The sequence below is a fragment of the bacterium genome (assembly GCA_021372515.1).
Taxonomy (GTDB): Bacteria; Gemmatimonadota; Glassbacteria; order GWA2-58-10; family GWA2-58-10; genus JAJFUG01.
In genome coordinates this window covers 1-18186 of record JAJFUG010000121.1, presented here as the reverse complement: position 1 = coordinate 18186, position 18186 = coordinate 1, and the positions used below count along the sequence as shown (strand labels likewise).

Genomic DNA, 18186 nt, shown 5'->3' with positions numbered 1-18186 from the left:
CCCTGCGCAACAAGCCACACGAGCTGGAGAAGGACTGGTCGCTGTTCTACAGCGGACCGCAAAGCGAGGAAATCGTCGGCGTGGACTGGCGCGTGTCCAGCCTCTGCCGGACCGACAAATGGAGCATCCGCTCACGGGACGGCCGGATGGAGATAGTGCACAGTCCGCACGCAGAGGATGATCTTGACTGCTACCTGATGTTTTCGGGCTGGCAGTTCAATCCAGAGGAAGACCTCAAGCTGGTCTACAGCGTACGGACCCCGGATGATCCGACTCTCATACGCGACATGTCCTGCGTGCTGAACGGCTCCCTGGAGCACGAGCAGAACCCCGACCACCGGGGCTATACGGTCTGCACCGGCTCGAACTACAACCAGGAGGCCCGGATAGCTCGTCGCCTCTGCAAGGTCATTTCACTGCCCGAGCGGCTCGCCCCCTCCACCGACTACCGGATCGAGGTGTTCCACGCCGGCGGGCTGATCCACCGCACTCTGTACAACCTGAGCCTGGGCCAGGCCCTGGGCACGGTCGATTACATCGACCATGATCCTCTCTGCCGGGTCCCCGGCTACATCGGACTGTTCACTTTTTCCGGGGCGGCGATTTTTTACGACATTGAAATCTACACCCGCCCATCCCGTCTGGACCTGAAAAATCACCGCATGCCTTTCGACATCGAGACCCGGCTGAACACCAAGGTCGGGGACCAAAGAGTTTTCAAGCTGCATCTGGCCTGGGACGACAAGCCCGGCCGCAACCTGCATCGCATCCTTTTCGAGGATGTAACCAGCCGCCGGGCGGCCGAGGACCAATTGACAGCCCAGCGCGACCTGAGCACCCGCCTGGGGGAGGTGACAGAGGTCGGTGACGCGCTCGAACTCTGCCTGGAGGCTGCGCTGAGGGTTTCGGGGACCGATTGCGGCGGGGTGTACCTGGTCAACGCGGAGAAAGGGCTGGACCTGGTCTGCAGCCGCGGGCTTTCCGAGGATTTTCTGAGCCTTGTCGGCCGCCTGGGGCCGGAATCGTTCCAGGCGGGCCTTATCATGCAGGGCCGGCCGGTTTACATCCATTACCGTGAAATGCTGCGCCAGACCGGCCGGAGCGAATATTCTCCGGATAACAGCCTGCGGGCGCTCTGCTCGCTCCCGGTGCTGCACGAGGGGGCGCTCATTGCCTGCATCAATGTCGCCTCCCGTCAGCGGGACGAGTTCACCCCGGTGGTCAGGAGCGCCCTGGAAGCGGTGGCGGTCCAGATCGGCGGGGTGATCGCCAGGATCCGGGCCGAACAGGCCCTGCGCGAAAGCGAAGCCCGCTTCCGGGCCGTGGTGGAGGACCAGACCGAGCTGATCGGCCGGTTCCTGCCGGATGGGACGCTCACTTTCCTGAACGAGGCCACCACCCGTTATTACGGGATTGAAGCCGAGAAAATGCTCGGTCATAACATGTTCCATTTCATCACGGAGGAGGACCGCGACAGAGTGCAGCAAAACCTGCTGGCCCTTACTCCGGATAACCCCGTGCTGAACATCGAGAACCGCTCTGTCCTGTCCAACGGTTGTGTGCGCTGGCAGCAGTGGACCAACCGGGCGATTTTCAACCGCGAGGGCCGTCTGGTCGAGTTCCAGGCCGTGGGACGGGATATCACCGAGCTGCGGCAGATGGAACAGGAGAGGATCAAGTCCGAAAAGCTGTTTTCCCTGGGTGTGCTGGCCGGCGGGATCGCCCACGATTTCAACAACCTGCTGGGCGCGGTGATGATCAACATCTCCATGGCGCGCCGCTCCCTGGCCGGCAACGGCGAGGTGCTCGACCTGATCCACGACATCGAGGAGGCGGCCCTGCGCGCCAGAGACCTGACCCAGCAGCTGCTCACTTTCTCCAAGGGCGGGGCGCCGATCCGCAAACCCACCTGTGTCAACGACCTGATCCGCAACACGACACGTTTCGCGCTGCGCGGCTCGAACGTGCGCTCCGAGCTGGATTTTGACCCGGAGCCGTGGGACGCCGACATAGACAGCGGGCAGATCAGCCAGGTGCTGCACAACCTGGTGCTCAATGCCATCCAGGCCATGCCGGCCGGCGGCGTGGTGCGTGTCATGACCCGCAACGTGACCCTGGCAAAGGGGGAGGTGGCCTCGCTGGCGGCGGGAAGGTACATCCGCGTGAGCGTGAGAGATCACGGCCGCGGTATCACGCCCGAGACAATGCCCCATATCTTCGACCCCTATTTCACGAGCAAGGCCCACGGCAGCGGGCTGGGGCTGGCCACCAGCTACTCGATCATCAAGCGTCACAACGGCCACATCTCGGTCGTGAGCGAGTCTGGCCGGGGCGCGGAGTTCATTTTCTACCTGCCTGCAGCCGACCTGCACCCGGCGCTCCAGTCACGGGGCGGCAGGAAAGGCAGGGGCACAAAGCCGGTCACCGGCTCGATCCTGGTGATGGACGACGAGCCGTTGTACCGTGACAGCCTGGCCCGCGCCCTGACCAACAGCGGGCACCGCGTGCGCACCGCGGGCAGCGGCCTGGAGGCGCTTGAGATGTACGAGCTGGAGTTCAAGGCCGGCCGGCGGTTCGACCTGGTCATCATGGACCTGACCATCCCGGGCGGGATGGGGGGCAAGGAGACCCTTTCCCGCATCCGCCGTCTCGACCCGGAGGTGCGGGCCGTGGTCTCCAGCGGCTACTCCAACGATCAGGTCCTGGCCGATTTCCGCCATTACGGATTCAGCGGGATCATCCCCAAACCCTACCGGGTCGAGGAACTGCTGGAGGTGGTCTCGACAGTCATGCGAAAGAGAAGGCCCGGAGGCAGCGGCAGCGCCAAGGGTTGCAAAGACTGATTCCCACCCCAAAACGAGAATGAAATGAACCGTCTCCTCCTGCTTCCGCTGCTTTGCCTGCTCGCCGTGGCGCAGACAGGCCATGCCGCCACGGCCGCGGTCGACAGCCCGGTCAAGGTGATAATCGACACCGACATCGCCGAGGATATCGACGACATTCTGGTGACCGCGTTCGCCGTGGCCTCGCCGCGTTTCGATGTGCTGGCCGTGACCACGGTGGACGGTAACACCGCGGCGAGAAGCAGGGTGGCGCGACGGGTGACCCAGGCGTTCGGACAGCCCGGGATCCCGGTGGCCGAGGGCTATGCCCGCGCTCTGCCCTGGCCCGACACCCTGTACACGGGGTTCTCCGGCGGGGTGCGCTACGGCGAGGTGGCCCCGGACGAGGCCGGTCTTCCCGCTCCCAGCCCGCTCAAGGCGGACGCTCTGATTGCGCAGATCGCCGAGCGCTGGCCGGGCGAGGTGACTCTGGTCACTATCGGCTCGATGACCAACGTGGGACGGCTTCTGCTCAACTATCCCGAGGCGGCCCGCAAGCTGAAACAGGTGGTGACCAACGGCGGGTATTTCCCGCCCGGGGCCGAACAGGCGATCGGCTGGAACCTGCGCTATGATCCACTTGCCCCGCTTCTGCTGGAGCGCTCGGGCCTGCGCTGGGTGCTGCTGTCCGAGAGCACCAGCGGCCCGGCCAGCCCGCGGGCAGAGGACGTGGAGCGCCTGCGCGCGGCCGGGTTGCCCGCCACGGAGCTTCTGTGCAATGCTATCGATTACTGGCACCGGAACAAGAAAGACTCAACTCCGCTGCCCCACGTGTCGGACCTGAACGTGTTCGCCTACCTCATGGGCCTGGTCCCGGTCGAGCGCGGCAGCCTTTTCCTTGAGCTCGGCCCGGCCGGCGGCCTGCCCGGTTTCCGGGTCCAGGCGGACCCGGCGGGCGCGATCCTGTTCGGCAACAGCCTGGAACCAGGGGTGGGCGCACGGCTCCGTTCGATTTTAATTGAAACACTGACAGACAGGCGCTAAAAAACTTGACATAATATATTAAACAGCCGACATTCGTGCCGGCTGTTTTTTTATCTGTTTTGTCGTCGTCCACATTTCAGAGAGGCTGCTCATGAAAACGTTCGTGTCCGTAACTCTGGCTCTGCTCCTGCTCGCCGGCTCGCTGAAGGCTCAGGAGCCGAAACTTTCCCTGCTTCTGGATGCCGCCCCGACCTTCATCACAGGGCCGGAAAACACGAAGAGAATAATGGCCACCGGAGTCGGTGTTACGACTGAGCTTTATTACCGTCTTAACGAACGTTGGAGCCTGGTCCCGCTGTCGCTCGGTTACATCCGGATGAAATTCGACAAGGGCGCCTATGGCGGACTTGATAGCGGGAATTACTCGCTGGATGACGTCTCGCTGAGCCTGCTGGTCATCGCCCCGGCCATCCAGTTCAACACCTCGACTCAGAGCCGGCTGGTCGGCACTTTCCAACTGGGGGCCGGTCTGGGCCGCTCCAAGATGCACGTCAAGCTCTGGAGCGCTGGCTACTGGCCCGAACTGGACAGCAACTCGAACGATTTGCTGGTCTTTCTGAGCGCAGGGGTCGAGGGTCGGATGAACCGTCACCTGGCCCTGACCGCCCGGGTCCGCTACTGGTTGCTGATGGACAGCCAACTCGGCGACGAGAACAGCACCCAGGCCCTGGAGCCGCGCCTGGGGCTGAGGTTTCTTTACTGAAAGCCGATGGTCTGTTGTGGCGGAAATTCAGCCGGAAACTGAAAGGGGCACGCATCGCGTGCCCCTTGTTTGTCTCCGAGCAAATCGCCGTGGGTGTTGCGGTTCAGGCCTTTTCCAGCCGTTCCAGATAGGCCTTGTTTTCGCGCTCCCAGCGGCGGGACAGCACATATCCCCCGGCCCGGTACTTGAGGCGCCAGGTGCGTCCCCGTGTCCAGGCCCCGAGCAGGCCCCGCAGGCCGTAAAAACGCTGCATCTGCCGGATTATTGAAAGCTGCATTTCGCGGGCGGAACAACCAAACGGCCGCGCCACCACGTGCATACCGTCGTAATAGGCCCAGTCGCGGTGCAGAAGGCGCTCCGCGTACTGCTCGTAGGAGCGCGTGCCCGGGAACGGAGTCAGCGACATGATCTGGATCGTGTCCAGGTCGATCTGCCGGGCATAGTCCACAATCCGGCGCGCCGTGTCCAGACTGTCCTCCAGCCCGACCACGAACATGCCGTGGATTCCGATGTCGTGGGCGTGGAGCCTCTCGACACAGCGCGCCACACCCTCCAGGTCGTGCGCCTTGCCGTAGGCTTTCAGCGTACCGTCGTCCACCGATTCGATGCCCACGTACATCATACGGCAGCGCGTGGCCTGCATCAGGTCCAGCAGCTCATTGTCCCGGGCCGCTCCCACGCACATCTCGCCCGCCCAACGCAGTGGCACGGCCTCGCATTCCAGCATCCGGCGGAGCAGGGTCTTGGTGTGCTGCGGGCTGGCGCAGAAATTGTCGTCCCCGAAGCAGATACTGTGCTGCACGATAGGACGCAACTCGGCGATGACCTGTTCGATGTCCTTGAAACGGTAGCGCCGACCGAATGTGGTGGTCACGCTGCAGAAAGTGCAATCGTGCGGGCAGCCGCGGGAGGTGGCTATTATCGGCGGAATGTGGCCGGGATCGATCTGCGGCGAAAGGCTGAAATCGGGTGAGGGCAGAGCGGCGAAATCCACCGGCGCGGCCGGGCCGCCGTAATGGACCCCGCCGCCGGGTTTCTTGAAAGCCAGTCCTGGGATCGATTCCAGGGAATCCCCGTTGGAGAGGGCCTCGACCAGGGCCGGGAAACTGTCATCCCCCTCGCCTATGGCCACGTAATCGCAGTGCTCGAGGGCTTCTTCCGGCATGAACGAGACATGCGTCCCACCCATGACCACCAGTTTGCCGCGCTCTCTCAGCTCATCCGCCAGACGGTAGGCCTCGTTTATGGTGCTGGAGAGCGAGCCGATCCCCACCAGGTCGTAATCCAGAAGCTGCTCGACCCCGACAGGAGACATGGCCTGGTACCAGAGCGCGCACTCGTACCCTCGTTGCTTCAGGATGGCGCCGAGCGTCGCTATCCCGACCCGCGGAATGTAGGTCCGGCTGTAGACATGTGTCGCGGTGGAGGCGGCCTCCACCAGTGCAATTTTCAGGCGGCCGATAATGGCCTCTTTTTGGCATTGAACTCCGTCATAGGGACGAGTTCAGCAGTGGGGGGATAGGATCGCCGATCGAGCATGAATTAACCAATCGAACACTTACTATATACTCAATCGTTTAGGTTCTGTCGATAAAATTTTTTGTCGTTTTGCCGATCCTGCCACAATGAACGGAGACAGATCAAAACTGATTACTGCACAAAATGAAGGGAAAAAAGCAGGACCACGGCGTCACCCGTGATCCTGCTTCGATGTCACCGGTTCCCGGTGCTTTCAGATCTGACAATCTTTTCGTGCAACCACGGCAAACTCGCCGCCATCTGGATCCAGATGCCCACCGGCCACGTCGGAGTAGAAGCTCTCGATCCTGAACCCGTTCAGCGTGAACTCCCGGGCGATCGAGTCCGGGCTGAAATACTGAAGCCAGTTGTACACTGTCCGCGTATGCGCCGCTTCGACGATGGTATATTTGTCGAGCACCACTTTTTCAGTCTCATACCTGAAGACATTCAGAAATCCGTAATAATCGTTCTGCGCCCAGAAGCCGTTCATGAGGTTCTTCTCGAAGGCCGAGGTTTCTTTCCGCAGGTCGAAGGCTTTCAGGGAATAGGCATCCAGCAGAACCGCTCCATCCGGACGCAGGAACCGGCTGAACCGGGTCAGCATGCGTTGCCTCTGGGCCGGACTCAAGGCGCAGAAATCACACATGATCATCAGGATGAGATCGAACCGCTCATCCGTGTCGTAATCCAGGTAGCTGGCATTGACGTAATTCACTTTCAAGCCGGATTCCGACGCAGTTTCACGGGAGTACCGCAGCGAGTTTTCCGAAAAATCTATCCCCGTTATCTCAGCCTTCACAGCAGCCAACCGTGATACGTACAAACCGGGCCCGCAGCCGAAATCGGCGACTTTCACGCCCGGCCCGAGATGGAACCGGTCCGTGATCCAGGCCGCCGAACGGTCGATGAAGGCCGTTCGGCGGGAGGCTGCATTTATATCCGGGTCCAGATGAAAGGAAAGCATATGTTTCGATATATGTTCATCCGTCCAGAGTTCGCGTGCGGTATAGAATTCGAACGGTTCCGGGCGCTTGTTTATCTGCCCGAGGATTTCGAACAGGCGCTTTTCGTCTTGATAATCGTCACTGTACATGGTTTTCCCAGAAATCAGGCTGAAGGCTTGCACGGCCCGCGACCGGCTTCACTCCACCGAGAACTCGCTCCGCTTTATCCGCAGCACCTGGCCGCGCTGCGCCTCGGTCACGTAGAGCCACTCCCCCCGCACCTGCACGTTGGTCACATCCGTGCCCAGGCCGGTGACACAGCCCAGCAGCCTGCCCTCCCGGGTGATGTAGTACACCTTCGACATGCCGTAGTGCGCCACGTAAATGTTACCGTGCTCGTCCAACTCGACCCCGTCCGGCCCGGCTCCTCCGGTCAGGCTGAAAATATCGCTCACCGGCCCGGCCTTGTGCCCGTCGTCCGTGAGCGGGCAGCGGATGACCTTGTGCCCCACGGTCAGGGCCACGAACAGCTCGGTGCGTTCGGGGTTCACGGTCAGGCCGTTGGGATAGGGCAGGCTGTCCAGAAGGTGGTAGAGCTTCTTCTGCGACTGGCTGTAGCAGAACACGTCGCCGCCCACCGACTCGTCCTTGCGGTTAGGATTCGTGAAATAGATGTCGCCGTTGGGGGCCAGAGCGATGTCGTTGGGGCGGTGGAGCGAATCTCCGAACGCCTCCACCACCGGAGTGACTTTTTTCGTTTTAAGGTCCACGGCGATGATCCGCCGCCGGGCGTCATCGCAGCACAACAGGCGGCCGTCCGGCGAGAACGCCATGCCGTTGGCCTCGCTCGCCCCCAGGTCCGTCCAGACCTCGGCCGTGCCGTCCGGCCGGATCACCCCGATGTCCCCAACCCGCTTGTAGTCCACCACGTACAGGTTGCCCTGGCTGTCGAACGCCGGGCCCTCCGGGAACTTGAACCCTCCGGCCAGCACCTCGAACTTGCCCACCCGGCAGGAATCCTGGGCCGGGAGCAGGGAAGCGGAAAGAAGCAGAGCGCAGAGGGCTGCTAAAAGGTAGAAGGGTCTTTTCATCCTGGCTGCTCCGGGTCGAGTGTGGCTGGACTGGTGTGCTCCTCTGGGGTTCGTTCCCTACGAATATAAGCCCCCCGGCCCGGGGCATCAACCGGAACGGCGGCTGCGCGGATGAAAAACTCCGGGCGCGGCTGATGAAAAAGCCGCGCCCGGAGGGACCAACCTTTAACGTTTGAAGATAATGTACCTCAACGCCCGTGGACCGGCTCCGCTGATGTGTAGTCGATGTCGCCGGCAGCGGCGTTGATGCGGGCCAGCTCCGCCTCGCTCACCCGGCCGCTGGTCACGACCTCGATCGAGCGCAGGCCGGAGTCCCAGTAAAAAGCCACGAACAGGTTTTCGCCCCGGCCGTCCCGGCGCCGCGCCTGCAGCAGGATCGAGTAGAGGCCGCTTTCGCTGAACCCGGGCTGGCTTCCCATGCCGTAAGCTAAGTAGCGCTCGGAGTTTTTCTTCTCCGCGGGATGCTCGGCGGAGTAAATGCGGCACTGGTCCTCGACCCGGCCGGTTCCAAGCTCGATTTTCTGGAGCAGGGCCGAGACCCCGGCCCCGCGGTCGCAGCGGTACTCGAGCAGCAGCACCGGGGCGAGCTGAGGCTGAAGCCGGATCACCCGCGTGTCCCGGAGCGCCAGTCGCACGCGGAAAGGATTGAGCTGACCGGCTGCGGCGGGGTTGTCGACGGCCAGGCCGGTGTTGTGCTCCGCGGCACTGAGGGCGGGAGCGGTCAGGCAAAGTGTCAGGAATAGGATCAGGCTGTGGCGAAGCATGTTGCACCTCCTCGAATTAAGTTACAAACTTAAGAGAGAGCAAATAAAATGGACGGTTCAGATACCTCCTTTCGCCGTCGGCGGGGATGCGCGTTTATGGTTCGGTTTCCGGCCGGGCGCCGTGGCTTGCCCGGGCGCCTGCGCCGGGTCTTCCGCTCGCCGGGGACCTGTCCCGTCATTGTGCGGGCGGCATCGACAGGGTCCCCGACAGTTGTCTCCATCGCTGAGGGAAAAAGCGCCGTACGGATTTTCATTCAACCCAAAGGTAACGCTCGCATTTTTGTCCCCGGCGAGCCGGGTGATAGTCGTTAATTTGCGTTTTGACAATATGTTCTATTATTCCTGGCGCTTTTCTCAAATCCGGAAAAACACCCGCTGTCACACGGAGGGAGGCTTTGGAGGCGGGTCGCATGTCCTGCGGGGCAGGGAGGCGCAGTGAGTCGCAACGGAGGGGCTATCCGCCTGGGGGACAGCAAGATGATTCTACTTGACAACAGGGGTTAACTGATTAAATTGTATCATTCTAAGGCCGGAAACTGTTATAATGACCTGCTTAGTCCCTCACGATTTCTCGATCCTTCGGGTAACCTGGACAATTATAGGGTAGTGGCGCGCTTTTCAAGCGGACACGGGGGAGGGTTTGTACCGTTTATTCCTTCACGACCTGAAACTAATTTTTCCAAAAACGTTTAACAAATGCGATTCAGTCTTCCGCAACTGCCTGGTTTGAATGCATAAGCTGGGTATCTGATGCCAATAAGGGAACAGGAGCATTCAAGATGAGCAAGAAAATGGTAACCATCGACGGGAACACCGGGGTGGCCAATGTAGCCCACGCCACCAACGAGGTGATCGCCATCTACCCGATCACCCCCAGCTCGGTGATGGGTGAGATCGCCGACGCCAAGAGCGCCGCCGGCGAGAAGAACATCTGGGGCACCGTGCCCTCTGTCAGCGAGATGCAGTCCGAGGGTGGCGCCTCCGGCGCGGTCCACGGCGCCCTGAGCACCGGCAGCCTGACCACCACGTTCACGGCCAGCCAGGGCCTTCTGCTGATGATCCCCAACATGTTCAAGATCGCGGGTGAGCTGACCCCGACGGTCTTCCACGTGTCGGCCCGCGCCGTGGCCTGCCAGGCGCTGTCGATCTTCGGCGACCACAGCGATGTTATGGCCACCCGCTCCACCGGTTTCGGCCTGCTCTGCTCGAACAACGTGCAGGAGGCCCAGGATTTCGCGTTGATCGCCCAGGCTGCGGCCTTGCGCTCGCGCATCCCGTATGTGCATTTCTTCGACGGGTTCCGGACCTCGCACGAGGTGCAGAAAATAGTCGAGCTGTCCAAGGACGAGATGGCCCAGGTGATGGATGACGATCTGATCGCCGCCCACCGCGCCCGCTCCCTCTCTCCCGACCGCCCGACCCTCAAGGGCAGCTCGCAGAACCCGGACGTGTTCTTCCAGGGCCGCGAGACGGTCAACAAGTATTACGCCGCCGCCCCGGCGATCATGCAGGGCGAGATGGACAAATTCGCCAAGGTCACCGGCCGCGCCTACAAGCTGTTCGACTATGTCGGACACCCGCAGGCCGAGAATATCGTGGTGATCATGGGCTCGGGCGCCGAGGCCATGCACGAGGTGGTGGAGCACCAGGCCGCCAAGGGCGAAAAGGTCGGGCTGATCAAAGTCCGCCTCTACCGTCCGTTCTGCATGAAAAGCCTGGCCGCCGCCCTTCCCGCCACGGTCAAGAAAATCGCCGTGCTCGACCGCACCAAGGAGCCGGGTTCCCAGGGCGAGCCGCTCTACGGTGATATCCGCACCGCGGTGGGCGAGATGATGAGCGAGGGTCTGGTCAAGTTCCAGCATTACCCGGTGATCGTGGGCGGCCGCTACGGCCTCGGCTCGGCCGAGTTCAACGCCGCCATGGCCAAGGGCGTGCTGGACAACCTGACCCAGGCCAAGCCGAAGAACCATTTCACGATCGGAATCGTGGACGATGTGGCCGGCTCCAGCCTGGACTACGACCGCTCTTTCAGCGTCGACAACCAGGGCGTCTACCGGGCCATGTTCTACGGATTGGGCTCGGACGGTACGGTGAGCGCCAACAAGAACTCGATCATGATTATCGGCAACAACACCGATAACTACGCCCAGGGCTATTTCGTATACGATTCGAAAAAGGCCGGCGCGGTGACTGTAAGCCACCTGCGTTTCGGCCCCGATCCCATTCGCAGCACCTACCTGCTGGAGAAGGCCAATTTCGTGGCCTGCCACAACTTCTCGTTCCTCGAAAAATACGACATGCTTTCCAACGTCATCCAGGGCGGCTATTTCCTGCTCAACAGCGCGTACGACAAGGATGAAGTCTGGGACAAGATACCGTTCGAGGTGCAGAAGCAGATCATCGACAAGCAGATCAAGTTCTACGTGATCGACGGGATCAGGCTGGCCACCGAGCTGGGCCTGGGCGGCCGCATCAACACGATCATGCAGGTTGCTTTCTTCGGCATCAGCAAGATCCTGCCGGTGGAAAAAGCGGTCGAGCAGATCAAGAAGTACATCCTGAAGAGCTATGGCAAAAAGGGCGAGCGCGTGGTCAACATGAACAACGCCGCGGTGGATGCCGGCCTGAACAACCTGTTCGAGGTGAAAATTCCGGCCAAGCCCAACAGTTCGATCCACATGCACCCGGCCGTGCCGGCCAGCGCCCCGGAGTTCGTGCAGAACGTGACCGCGCGGATCATCGAGGGCAAGGGCGAGCAGCTCCCGGTGAGCGCCATGCCGGATGACGGGACGTTCATGACCGGCACCACGCAGTTCGAGAAACGCAACATCGCCGTGGACATCCCGGTCTGGGCGCCCGAGGTCTGTATCCAGTGCGGCCAGTGCTCGTTCGTCTGCCCGCATGCCAGCATCCGGATCAAGGCCTACGATCCCAAGCAGCTCGATAAGGCCCCTGCCGCTTTCAAGAGCGCCGAGGCCAAGACCAAGAATTTCGCCGGTATGAAGTTCACCGTGCAGGTGGCCCCCGAGGACTGCACCGGCTGCGGCCTGTGCGTGGAGGCCTGCCCGGGCCGCGAGAAGAACGCCGCCGGAGAGCAGACCGGCCGCCGCGCAATCAACATGGAGCCGCAGGTCCCGTTGCGCGAGCAGGAAGTCAAGAATTGGGAGTTCTTCCTCGGCCTGCCCAACACCGACCCGGCGCTCTACAGCCTCGGCTCAGTCAAGGGCAGCCAGTTCTCGCAGCCGCTGTTCGAATTTTCGGGCGCCTGCGCCGGTTGCGGCGAGACCCCGTACGTGAAGCTGCTCACCCAGCTCTTCGGTGACCGTCTGCTGGTTGGCAACGCCACCGGCTGCTCTTCGATCTACGGCGGCAACCTGCCCACCACCCCGTACACCAAGCGGGCGGATGGGCGCGGTCCGGCCTGGTCCAACTCGCTGTTCGAGGACAACGCCGAGTTCGCTTTCGGCATGCGCCTGACCGCCGACAAGCAGGCCGAGTTCGCCCGTGAGCTGCTGGCCAAGCTGAGCGACCAGGGCTTCGACAAGGCGCTGGCCGAGAGCATCCTGAACGCCGACCAGAGCGAGCAGAAAGGCGTCGAGGAGCAGCGTGAGCGTGTGGCAGCGTTGAAGAAGGCCCTGGCCGGCAACGCCTCGACCGAGGCCAAGCGCCTGTTGCCCGTGGCCGACTACCTGGTAAAGAAATCGGTCTGGGCCCTGGGCGGCGACGGCTGGGCGTATGACATCGGCTACGGCGGCCTGGATCACGTGATCGCCTCCGGCCGCAACATCAACGTCCTGGTCCTGGACACCGAGGTCTATTCGAACACCGGCGGCCAGATGTCCAAGTCTACACCCATCGGAGCGGTGGCCAAGTTCGCCGCCGCGGGCAAGCCCCTGGGCAAGAAAGACCTGGGCATGATGGCCATGAGCTACGGCAATGTCTACGTGGCCGCCATCGCGTTCGGCGCCAACATGGCCCAGACAGTCAAGGCCTTCATGGAGGCCGAGAGCTATGACGGTCCGTCGATCATCGTCGCCTACTCGCACTGCATCGCCCACGGCATCACGATGTCGAAGGGTATGGACGAGTCGAAGAACGCAGTGGCCAGCGGCCACTGGATCCTCTACCGCTACGACCCGCGTCTGGCGGCCCAGGGCAAGAACCCCCTGCAGATCGACAGCAAGGAGCCGACGATCAGCGTGGAGGAGTACGCCAAGAACGAGAACCGCTACCGCTCGCTGCTGACCGAGCAGCCCGCGCGGGCGGCGAGCCTGCTGGCCCTGGCCGACAAGCTGGCCAAGGGCCGTTACCGTCACTACAAGCAGCTCGCCGGGCTGGACTGGTCCGAGCCGGCCGCCGGGGAGGCCAAAGCTGCCGAATGAGCCACTTCCATCGCTCAAGTTTTACGGCGGCTTGACACCCTGAACGGGTGAACGCAAGGCCGGGGATTCCAGCGTATAAGGCGTCCCCGGCCTTTTTACTTGTCCCGGCCCTGTGAATGCAGGCTTAGGGAAGGATTGTAGCGAACGCAGGGGGCAACCTCGATCAACGGGGAGCCAAGTCCAGACATCAGGGGGTGAGAAATGCCGATTTGTCAGCGCGAAGCCGAGGGGGGCCTATGGATGAGACCCGTCTGTTCACCCGCCTCATCCGCTTCGAGACCCAGTGCAGCGAGCAGCTCCTGGAGGCGATGAACGGCCTGCCGGAGGGTGAGCAGCACACATTCAAGCTGTTCGGTCACATATTGGAAAGCCAGCTCATCTGGCTGGCGCGCCTGGCCGGGGACAGCGAGGTGCGCGAGAAATGGTGGCCCAGCGTGGACCGCGCCGGCTGCCGCGACCTGCAAGACCGCGCCGCCGGGGCCTGGGAGGGGTTCCTGGAGAGCCTGGCGCCGGAGCGCCTGGGCCAGAGCGTGAACTACCGCTCGCTCAACGGCCTGACCGCCAGCGTGGTGGTGCGCGACATTCTGGTGCAGCTTATCGTGAGTTCCGCCCACCACCGGGGGCAGATCACCCTGGAGATGAGAAAGCATGGCCTGAACGCGCCGTTGCCCAACTACCTTTCCTTTGCGCGTGTAGGCCTGGAGTGAGGGCTTAGGGGCGAGATGCAGGAAAACAGGAAAGGGGGACAGACCCATCCGGGTCGTCCTCCTCGATTTGAACGGACGATTCTGCGACTGAAATGCGAAAGAATGATATAGGGGAGGGTTTTAAACCCTCCCCTGCGTTTTACCAAACGGATGATTTCCGGTCCAAGCCCCGCCTCACTTACCCGCGGCCGCTTTTTTCTGCGTGCCCACAGTGACCACCTCGATCCCACTCTGCCTCGCCGTGTCCATCACCTCGATCACCTTGCCGTGGATCACCTCGCGGTCGGCCTTGATGGTCAGCCGCGAGGGATGGCCCTCGGCCAGGCCGGCCTTGAGCAGAGCGGGCAGGTCCTCCAGCTTGATCAGCCGGTCGCCGAAATACAGGTCGCCCTCGGCGCTCACATAGACTGTCATGATGTCCTTGGGAAGCTGCTTGAGCGGCTCGGCGCTGGCCTCGGGCAGATCGAGCTTGATCGCCGGCTGGTCCATGAAAGAAGCGGTCACGGCGAAGAAAATGAGCAGCAGGAACACCAGGTCCATCAGTGGCACGCTGTTCACACCGGCCTTGCGGCGTTTTTTCTCGGTGAAACGCATTATTCGGCCGCCTGTTTGAGGGTGGCGGCGCTGTGGGGCTTGTGCTGACGGAAGCTGAGGAGCTTGTTCATCAGCGCGCTGGCCCAGTATTCAAGCTCCAGCACGTAGCTGTCCACCCGGTTGGAATAGTAGTTGTAGCCCACGATGGCCGGGATGGCGATCATAAGCCCCGCCGCGGTGGTGATCAGCGCCACCTGGATACCGCTGGCCAGGGCCGTGGCCTGTCCGATGCCGAACTGGGCGATATTCCGGAAGAGCTGGATCATGCCCAGCACCGTGCCCAGGATACCCAGCAGGGGGGCGATGGCGGCGATGGTCTCGAGCACCGTCAGGCCGCGCTCCAGCTTGTGCATTTGCTGGCGGCCGCTGTCGGCGATGCCCTCCTTGATCTCCTCCTTGGGCAGGTCTTTCATCTCCAGAGCGGTGAGCACGAGCTGCGAGAACGGCCCGGGGTTCTTCTCACAGATCGAGTAGGCCAGGCCCAGGTCCTCGGGGCCCTTGATGTTCTCGATCACGTTGATGATCTCGGGCCGGATTATCTTCGTCCGCCGAAGATTGAAAGTCCGTTCCAGGATTATCGCCAGCGCCACTATCGAACAGACCGCCAGCGGGTACATCAGTATGCCGCCCTGCTTGAACAGTTCCAGCATCTTGTCTCCCGATTCTGCTTCCGTCCCGAGGAATCAAACGGTGTGGTCAGTGAATGTTTTCATTGTAATAAAAGCCGACCCGCAGCTCCAGGTATTCCTCAGGGAAATCGCTGGGCAACGGCAGGAACGGCAGGGATGATTCAATGGCTTTGACACTCGTGTTCTTGAGCGACTCGTGGCCCGAGTAGCCGATCAGCTCGAAATCCTTGATCGTACCGTCGGGCATGATCTTGAAGCGCAGGAAAGTTCGCCCGCGGGCCAGACCCATGTAGAACGCCGGGGGTGGGTAGATATTGCTCTCGATCTTCTTTTTCAGCTCTTTCAGGTAGGGCGCCCAGTTCCAGTTGTAGGTGCTCAAGGAGAACCCGGCCCCGTACTGCGCCCGGCTTTCGCGGTTGTCGTAACGGGGCGCCTCGGGCTCGGAGGGGCCGCCGCTGGGCCCGGAGGGCGAGCTGGGCGGCAGGAACTGCTGCTCTTTCCTGGGGGGCGTGAGTTTGCTCAACGCCTCCAGCTCGCGCATGGCGTCGTACTGCTTCGAGTCGCCACCCTCCACCGGCTGGGGCTGGTTGTCCTGCCGAGTGTGCTGCTGCTCCGGCTGGGGCGGCTGCGGTTGCGGTGGTTGCTGCTGCTGTGGCGCCTGCTGTTGCGGTTGCGGTTGACCTGGAGGCTGGGTCTGCGGGTTGGACATGTTGGGGACTTCGGTCTGGCCCTCCTGATATGGCTGCCCGAGGGCCAGCTTGTCCGGGGCGGACTGGTTGGCTGCGGCCAGGTTCTTGTCCGAGAAATAGGGCGAGACCTGCTTGACCGGGCTTTCCTTGGCTTCCTCGGGGGTGTCCACGAACACAAACGTGACATCCCGCTGCTGCTCCTCCTCGGCTTTGGCCTGTTCGGCCATCGCCTCGTCCAGCGCCTTGATCGCGTGGCCGAGGGTGAGCAGCAGCAGAAGGTGCAGCAGTATCGAGAGGATAAGGGTCTTGGTCAGGCTAATCTCATCCGAGACCGCCGATCCCCTGGGATGTCCGAAACTGTATGTGCTCATCGCTCCGACCGCTGATTACTGGATAATTCCTGATAATTTTACACTGCCGAGCAACTTCCTGTTCTGCTCCGGTGGGTCTGCACACCGGAATGCGGGACAAGGGGACTCCCGGCCGGAGGAGAGACCCGTCTTGCGGCGCGCGACCCGCTCGCGCCAAACTTGTATGAGGAAAAAACTTACTATTGCATCAGCGGCAAGTCAAGGAACGTGGAGAAAGGCAAGCCCTTGCCTGGAAAGTTTTTCCCGCCGTCAACCCCAGCCTCCCCGGACCGGAACCAGAAAACACTTGACTTGCGCCCCCGGCACCCGGCATCATTCAAATACCACGAATAGACACCAAACGTTCCACAGGAGTTACAACTTTGTCCAAACAAGTTTTTCTTCTCGACGCCTACGCCATGCTGTACCGGGCGCATTTCGCCTTCATCCGCAACCCGCTGCGCAACTCGCGCGGCGAGGACACCAGCGCTCTGTTCGGCCTTCTGCTCCAGCTTGGACGCCTGCTCGAAAAATGCGCGCCCGAATACCTGGCTTTCGTGTTCGACAGCGGCAAGCCTACTTTCCGCCACCAGATGTACAGCCAATATAAGGCCACGCGCGAAAAAATGCCCGAGGACATGCGCAGCCAGATTGCGCCTGCGCGCGAGCTGATCGAGCGCGGCCTGCGTATCCCGATCTGCGAGCTGGAGGGGTTCGAGGCGGATGACGTGATCGGCACACTGGCCCGCCGGATCGCCGCGGCCGGGATGGAGGCGGTGATAGTCTCGGGGGATAAGGATTTCTACCAGCTCATCGGCCCGGGGGTGAAACTCTACAACCCACACGGCCAGGGCGAGGATGCCGAGTGGGTCGACACCTCCAACGCCCACGAGCGTCTGGGGGTGACTGCCGGTCAGACCGTGGACCTGCTCGCCCTGATGGGCGACAGCTCGGACAACGTGCCCGGGGTGCGCGGGATCGGCAAGGTGACCGCGGTAAAGCTCCTGCAGGAGTTCGGCTCGCTGGACAGCCTTTACGAACGCCTGGACCAGGTGAAGCCCGAGGGCGTGCGCAACAAGCTGACAGAGGGCCGCGACCAGGCCCTTCTTTCCCGCGAGCTGGTCACGATCCGCACCGACCTGGTGCTGCCGGTGACGATTGAGTCCCTGCAGCGGCAGGAGCCGGATGCCGCGGTGCTGGATGAGCTGTTCCGCCGTCACGAGATATTCAAGCTGCGCGAGCGCTTCGGCCTGGGGTTCAACGCCCAGGCCGGGCCACAGGCCGCCCCCGCGGAGTCAGCCGCCGCAGCCCCGGCGCACGACTACCGTCTGGTGGTTTCGCTCGATGCGCTGGACGACCTGATCACGGCGATCCGGGCCAAGGGCGTGTTCGCCGTGGACACCGAGACCACGAGCCTCGACCCGCTCTGCGCCGATCTGGTGGGAGTCTCCCTGGCCTGGGAGCTGGGCGTGGCCTATTATATCCCCGTGGCCCACGCCGAGGGCCCCAACCTTGACCGCGGCTCCGTTCTGGCGCGGCTGAAACCCCTTCTGGAGAGCGAGAGTGTTGGCTGCATCGGCCAGAACATCAAGTACGACCTGCTGGTGTTCTCGCGCTACGGGATCGCGGTGCGCGCCATCGTGGGCGACCCGATGCTGGCCAGCTACCTGCTGGATCCTGGCCGACGTTCGCACGGCCTCGACTCGCTGGCGCTGTGGCTGTTCAATCACAAAATGATCAGCTACGAGGAGGTGACCGGCCGCGGCAAGGAGCAGGTGCTGTTCGACCGGGTGCCCGTGGATGCAGCCTGCGCCTACTCGGCCGAGGACGCCGACATGGCCCTGGCCGCCGCGCTGGAGCTGGAGCGACGCCTGAACGACCAGGGCGGGCTGCTGCCCGACCTGTACCGCAAGGTCGAGCTGCCCCTGATCCCGGTGCTGGCCCGC

Annotated in this window: 13 protein-coding genes; 6 read left to right on the top strand and 7 right to left on the bottom strand. The window is 62.4% G+C overall.

The genetic code is table 11. The features are described 5' to 3' along the window. From LLH00_12180 to LLH00_12170, 3 genes are all read left to right on the top strand, one after another. On the top strand, positions 1–2843 hold a 2843-nt coding region (locus LLH00_12180), incomplete at its 5' end, for a PAS domain S-box protein (protein ID MCE5272024.1). A gap of 24 nt (positions 2844–2867) precedes the next feature. Further along, positions 2868–3866, top strand: a complete 999-nt coding sequence (locus LLH00_12175; protein ID MCE5272023.1) for a nucleoside hydrolase — start codon at positions 2868–2870, stop codon at positions 3864–3866. Positions 3867–3957: 91 nt separating this feature from the next. Next, positions 3958–4569 (top strand): porin family protein, encoded by a 612-nt coding sequence (locus tag LLH00_12170; GenBank protein ID MCE5272022.1) that lies wholly within the window; start codon positions 3958–3960, stop codon positions 4567–4569. 103 nt (positions 4570–4672) lie between these two features. Here the strand turns inward: LLH00_12170 and LLH00_12165 are convergent, their stop codons facing one another. The 4 genes from LLH00_12165 to LLH00_12150 form a co-directional block, all read right to left on the bottom strand. Further along, positions 4673–6007, bottom strand: coding sequence for a B12-binding domain-containing radical SAM protein (locus LLH00_12165; GenBank protein MCE5272021.1), 1335 nt, complete (start codon positions 6005–6007; stop codon positions 4673–4675). Positions 6008–6301: 294 nt separating this feature from the next. Further along, complete coding sequence (locus LLH00_12160; GenBank protein ID MCE5272020.1) at positions 6302–7216, bottom strand: class I SAM-dependent methyltransferase; 915 nt, start codon at positions 7214–7216, stop codon at positions 6302–6304. Positions 7217–7231: 15 nt separating this feature from the next. Further along, on the bottom strand, positions 7232–8125 hold the full coding sequence (locus LLH00_12155; GenBank protein MCE5272019.1) for an SMP-30/gluconolactonase/LRE family protein: 894 nt from the start codon (positions 8123–8125) through the stop codon (positions 7232–7234). A 188-nt stretch (positions 8126–8313) separates the two neighbouring features. Further along, positions 8314–8889: a hypothetical protein gene (locus LLH00_12150; protein MCE5272018.1), complete on the bottom strand. Its 576-nt coding sequence runs from the start codon at positions 8887–8889 to the stop codon at positions 8314–8316. A 779-nt stretch (positions 8890–9668) separates the two neighbouring features. On the opposite strand from LLH00_12150, the gene nifJ reads away from it, so the two are divergent. Both nifJ and LLH00_12140 read left to right on the top strand, forming a co-directional pair. Next, positions 9669–13271 carry a pyruvate:ferredoxin (flavodoxin) oxidoreductase gene (gene nifJ / locus LLH00_12145; GenBank protein ID MCE5272017.1) on the top strand — a complete coding sequence of 1201 codons (3603 nt, stop codon included), beginning with the start codon at positions 9669–9671 and terminating at the stop codon, positions 13269–13271. 236 nt (positions 13272–13507) lie between these two features. Then, the gene (locus tag LLH00_12140; GenBank protein ID MCE5272016.1) at positions 13508–13978 is read left to right on the top strand and encodes a DinB family protein; all 471 of its coding nucleotides are present in this window, start codon (positions 13508–13510) and stop codon (positions 13976–13978) included. 174 nt (positions 13979–14152) lie between these two features. Here the strand turns inward: LLH00_12140 and LLH00_12135 are convergent, their stop codons facing one another. The 3 genes from LLH00_12135 to LLH00_12125 are packed head-to-tail and all read right to left on the bottom strand — an operon-like array spanning position 14153 to position 16261. Then, the gene (locus LLH00_12135) at positions 14153–14572 is read right to left on the bottom strand and encodes a biopolymer transporter ExbD (protein MCE5272015.1); all 420 of its coding nucleotides are present in this window, start codon (positions 14570–14572) and stop codon (positions 14153–14155) included. Next, the gene (locus LLH00_12130; protein MCE5272014.1) at positions 14572–15222 is read right to left on the bottom strand and encodes a MotA/TolQ/ExbB proton channel family protein; all 651 of its coding nucleotides are present in this window, start codon (positions 15220–15222) and stop codon (positions 14572–14574) included. The genes LLH00_12135 and LLH00_12130 overlap by 1 nt, the downstream gene beginning before the upstream one ends. A gap of 46 nt (positions 15223–15268) precedes the next feature. After that, positions 15269–16261 carry a TonB C-terminal domain-containing protein gene (locus LLH00_12125; GenBank protein ID MCE5272013.1) on the bottom strand — a complete coding sequence of 331 codons (993 nt, stop codon included), beginning with the start codon at positions 16259–16261 and terminating at the stop codon, positions 15269–15271. A gap of 362 nt (positions 16262–16623) precedes the next feature. Here LLH00_12125 and LLH00_12120 point away from each other — a divergent pair. After that, on the top strand, positions 16624–18186 hold a 1563-nt coding region (locus LLH00_12120), incomplete at its 3' end, for a DNA polymerase I (protein MCE5272012.1).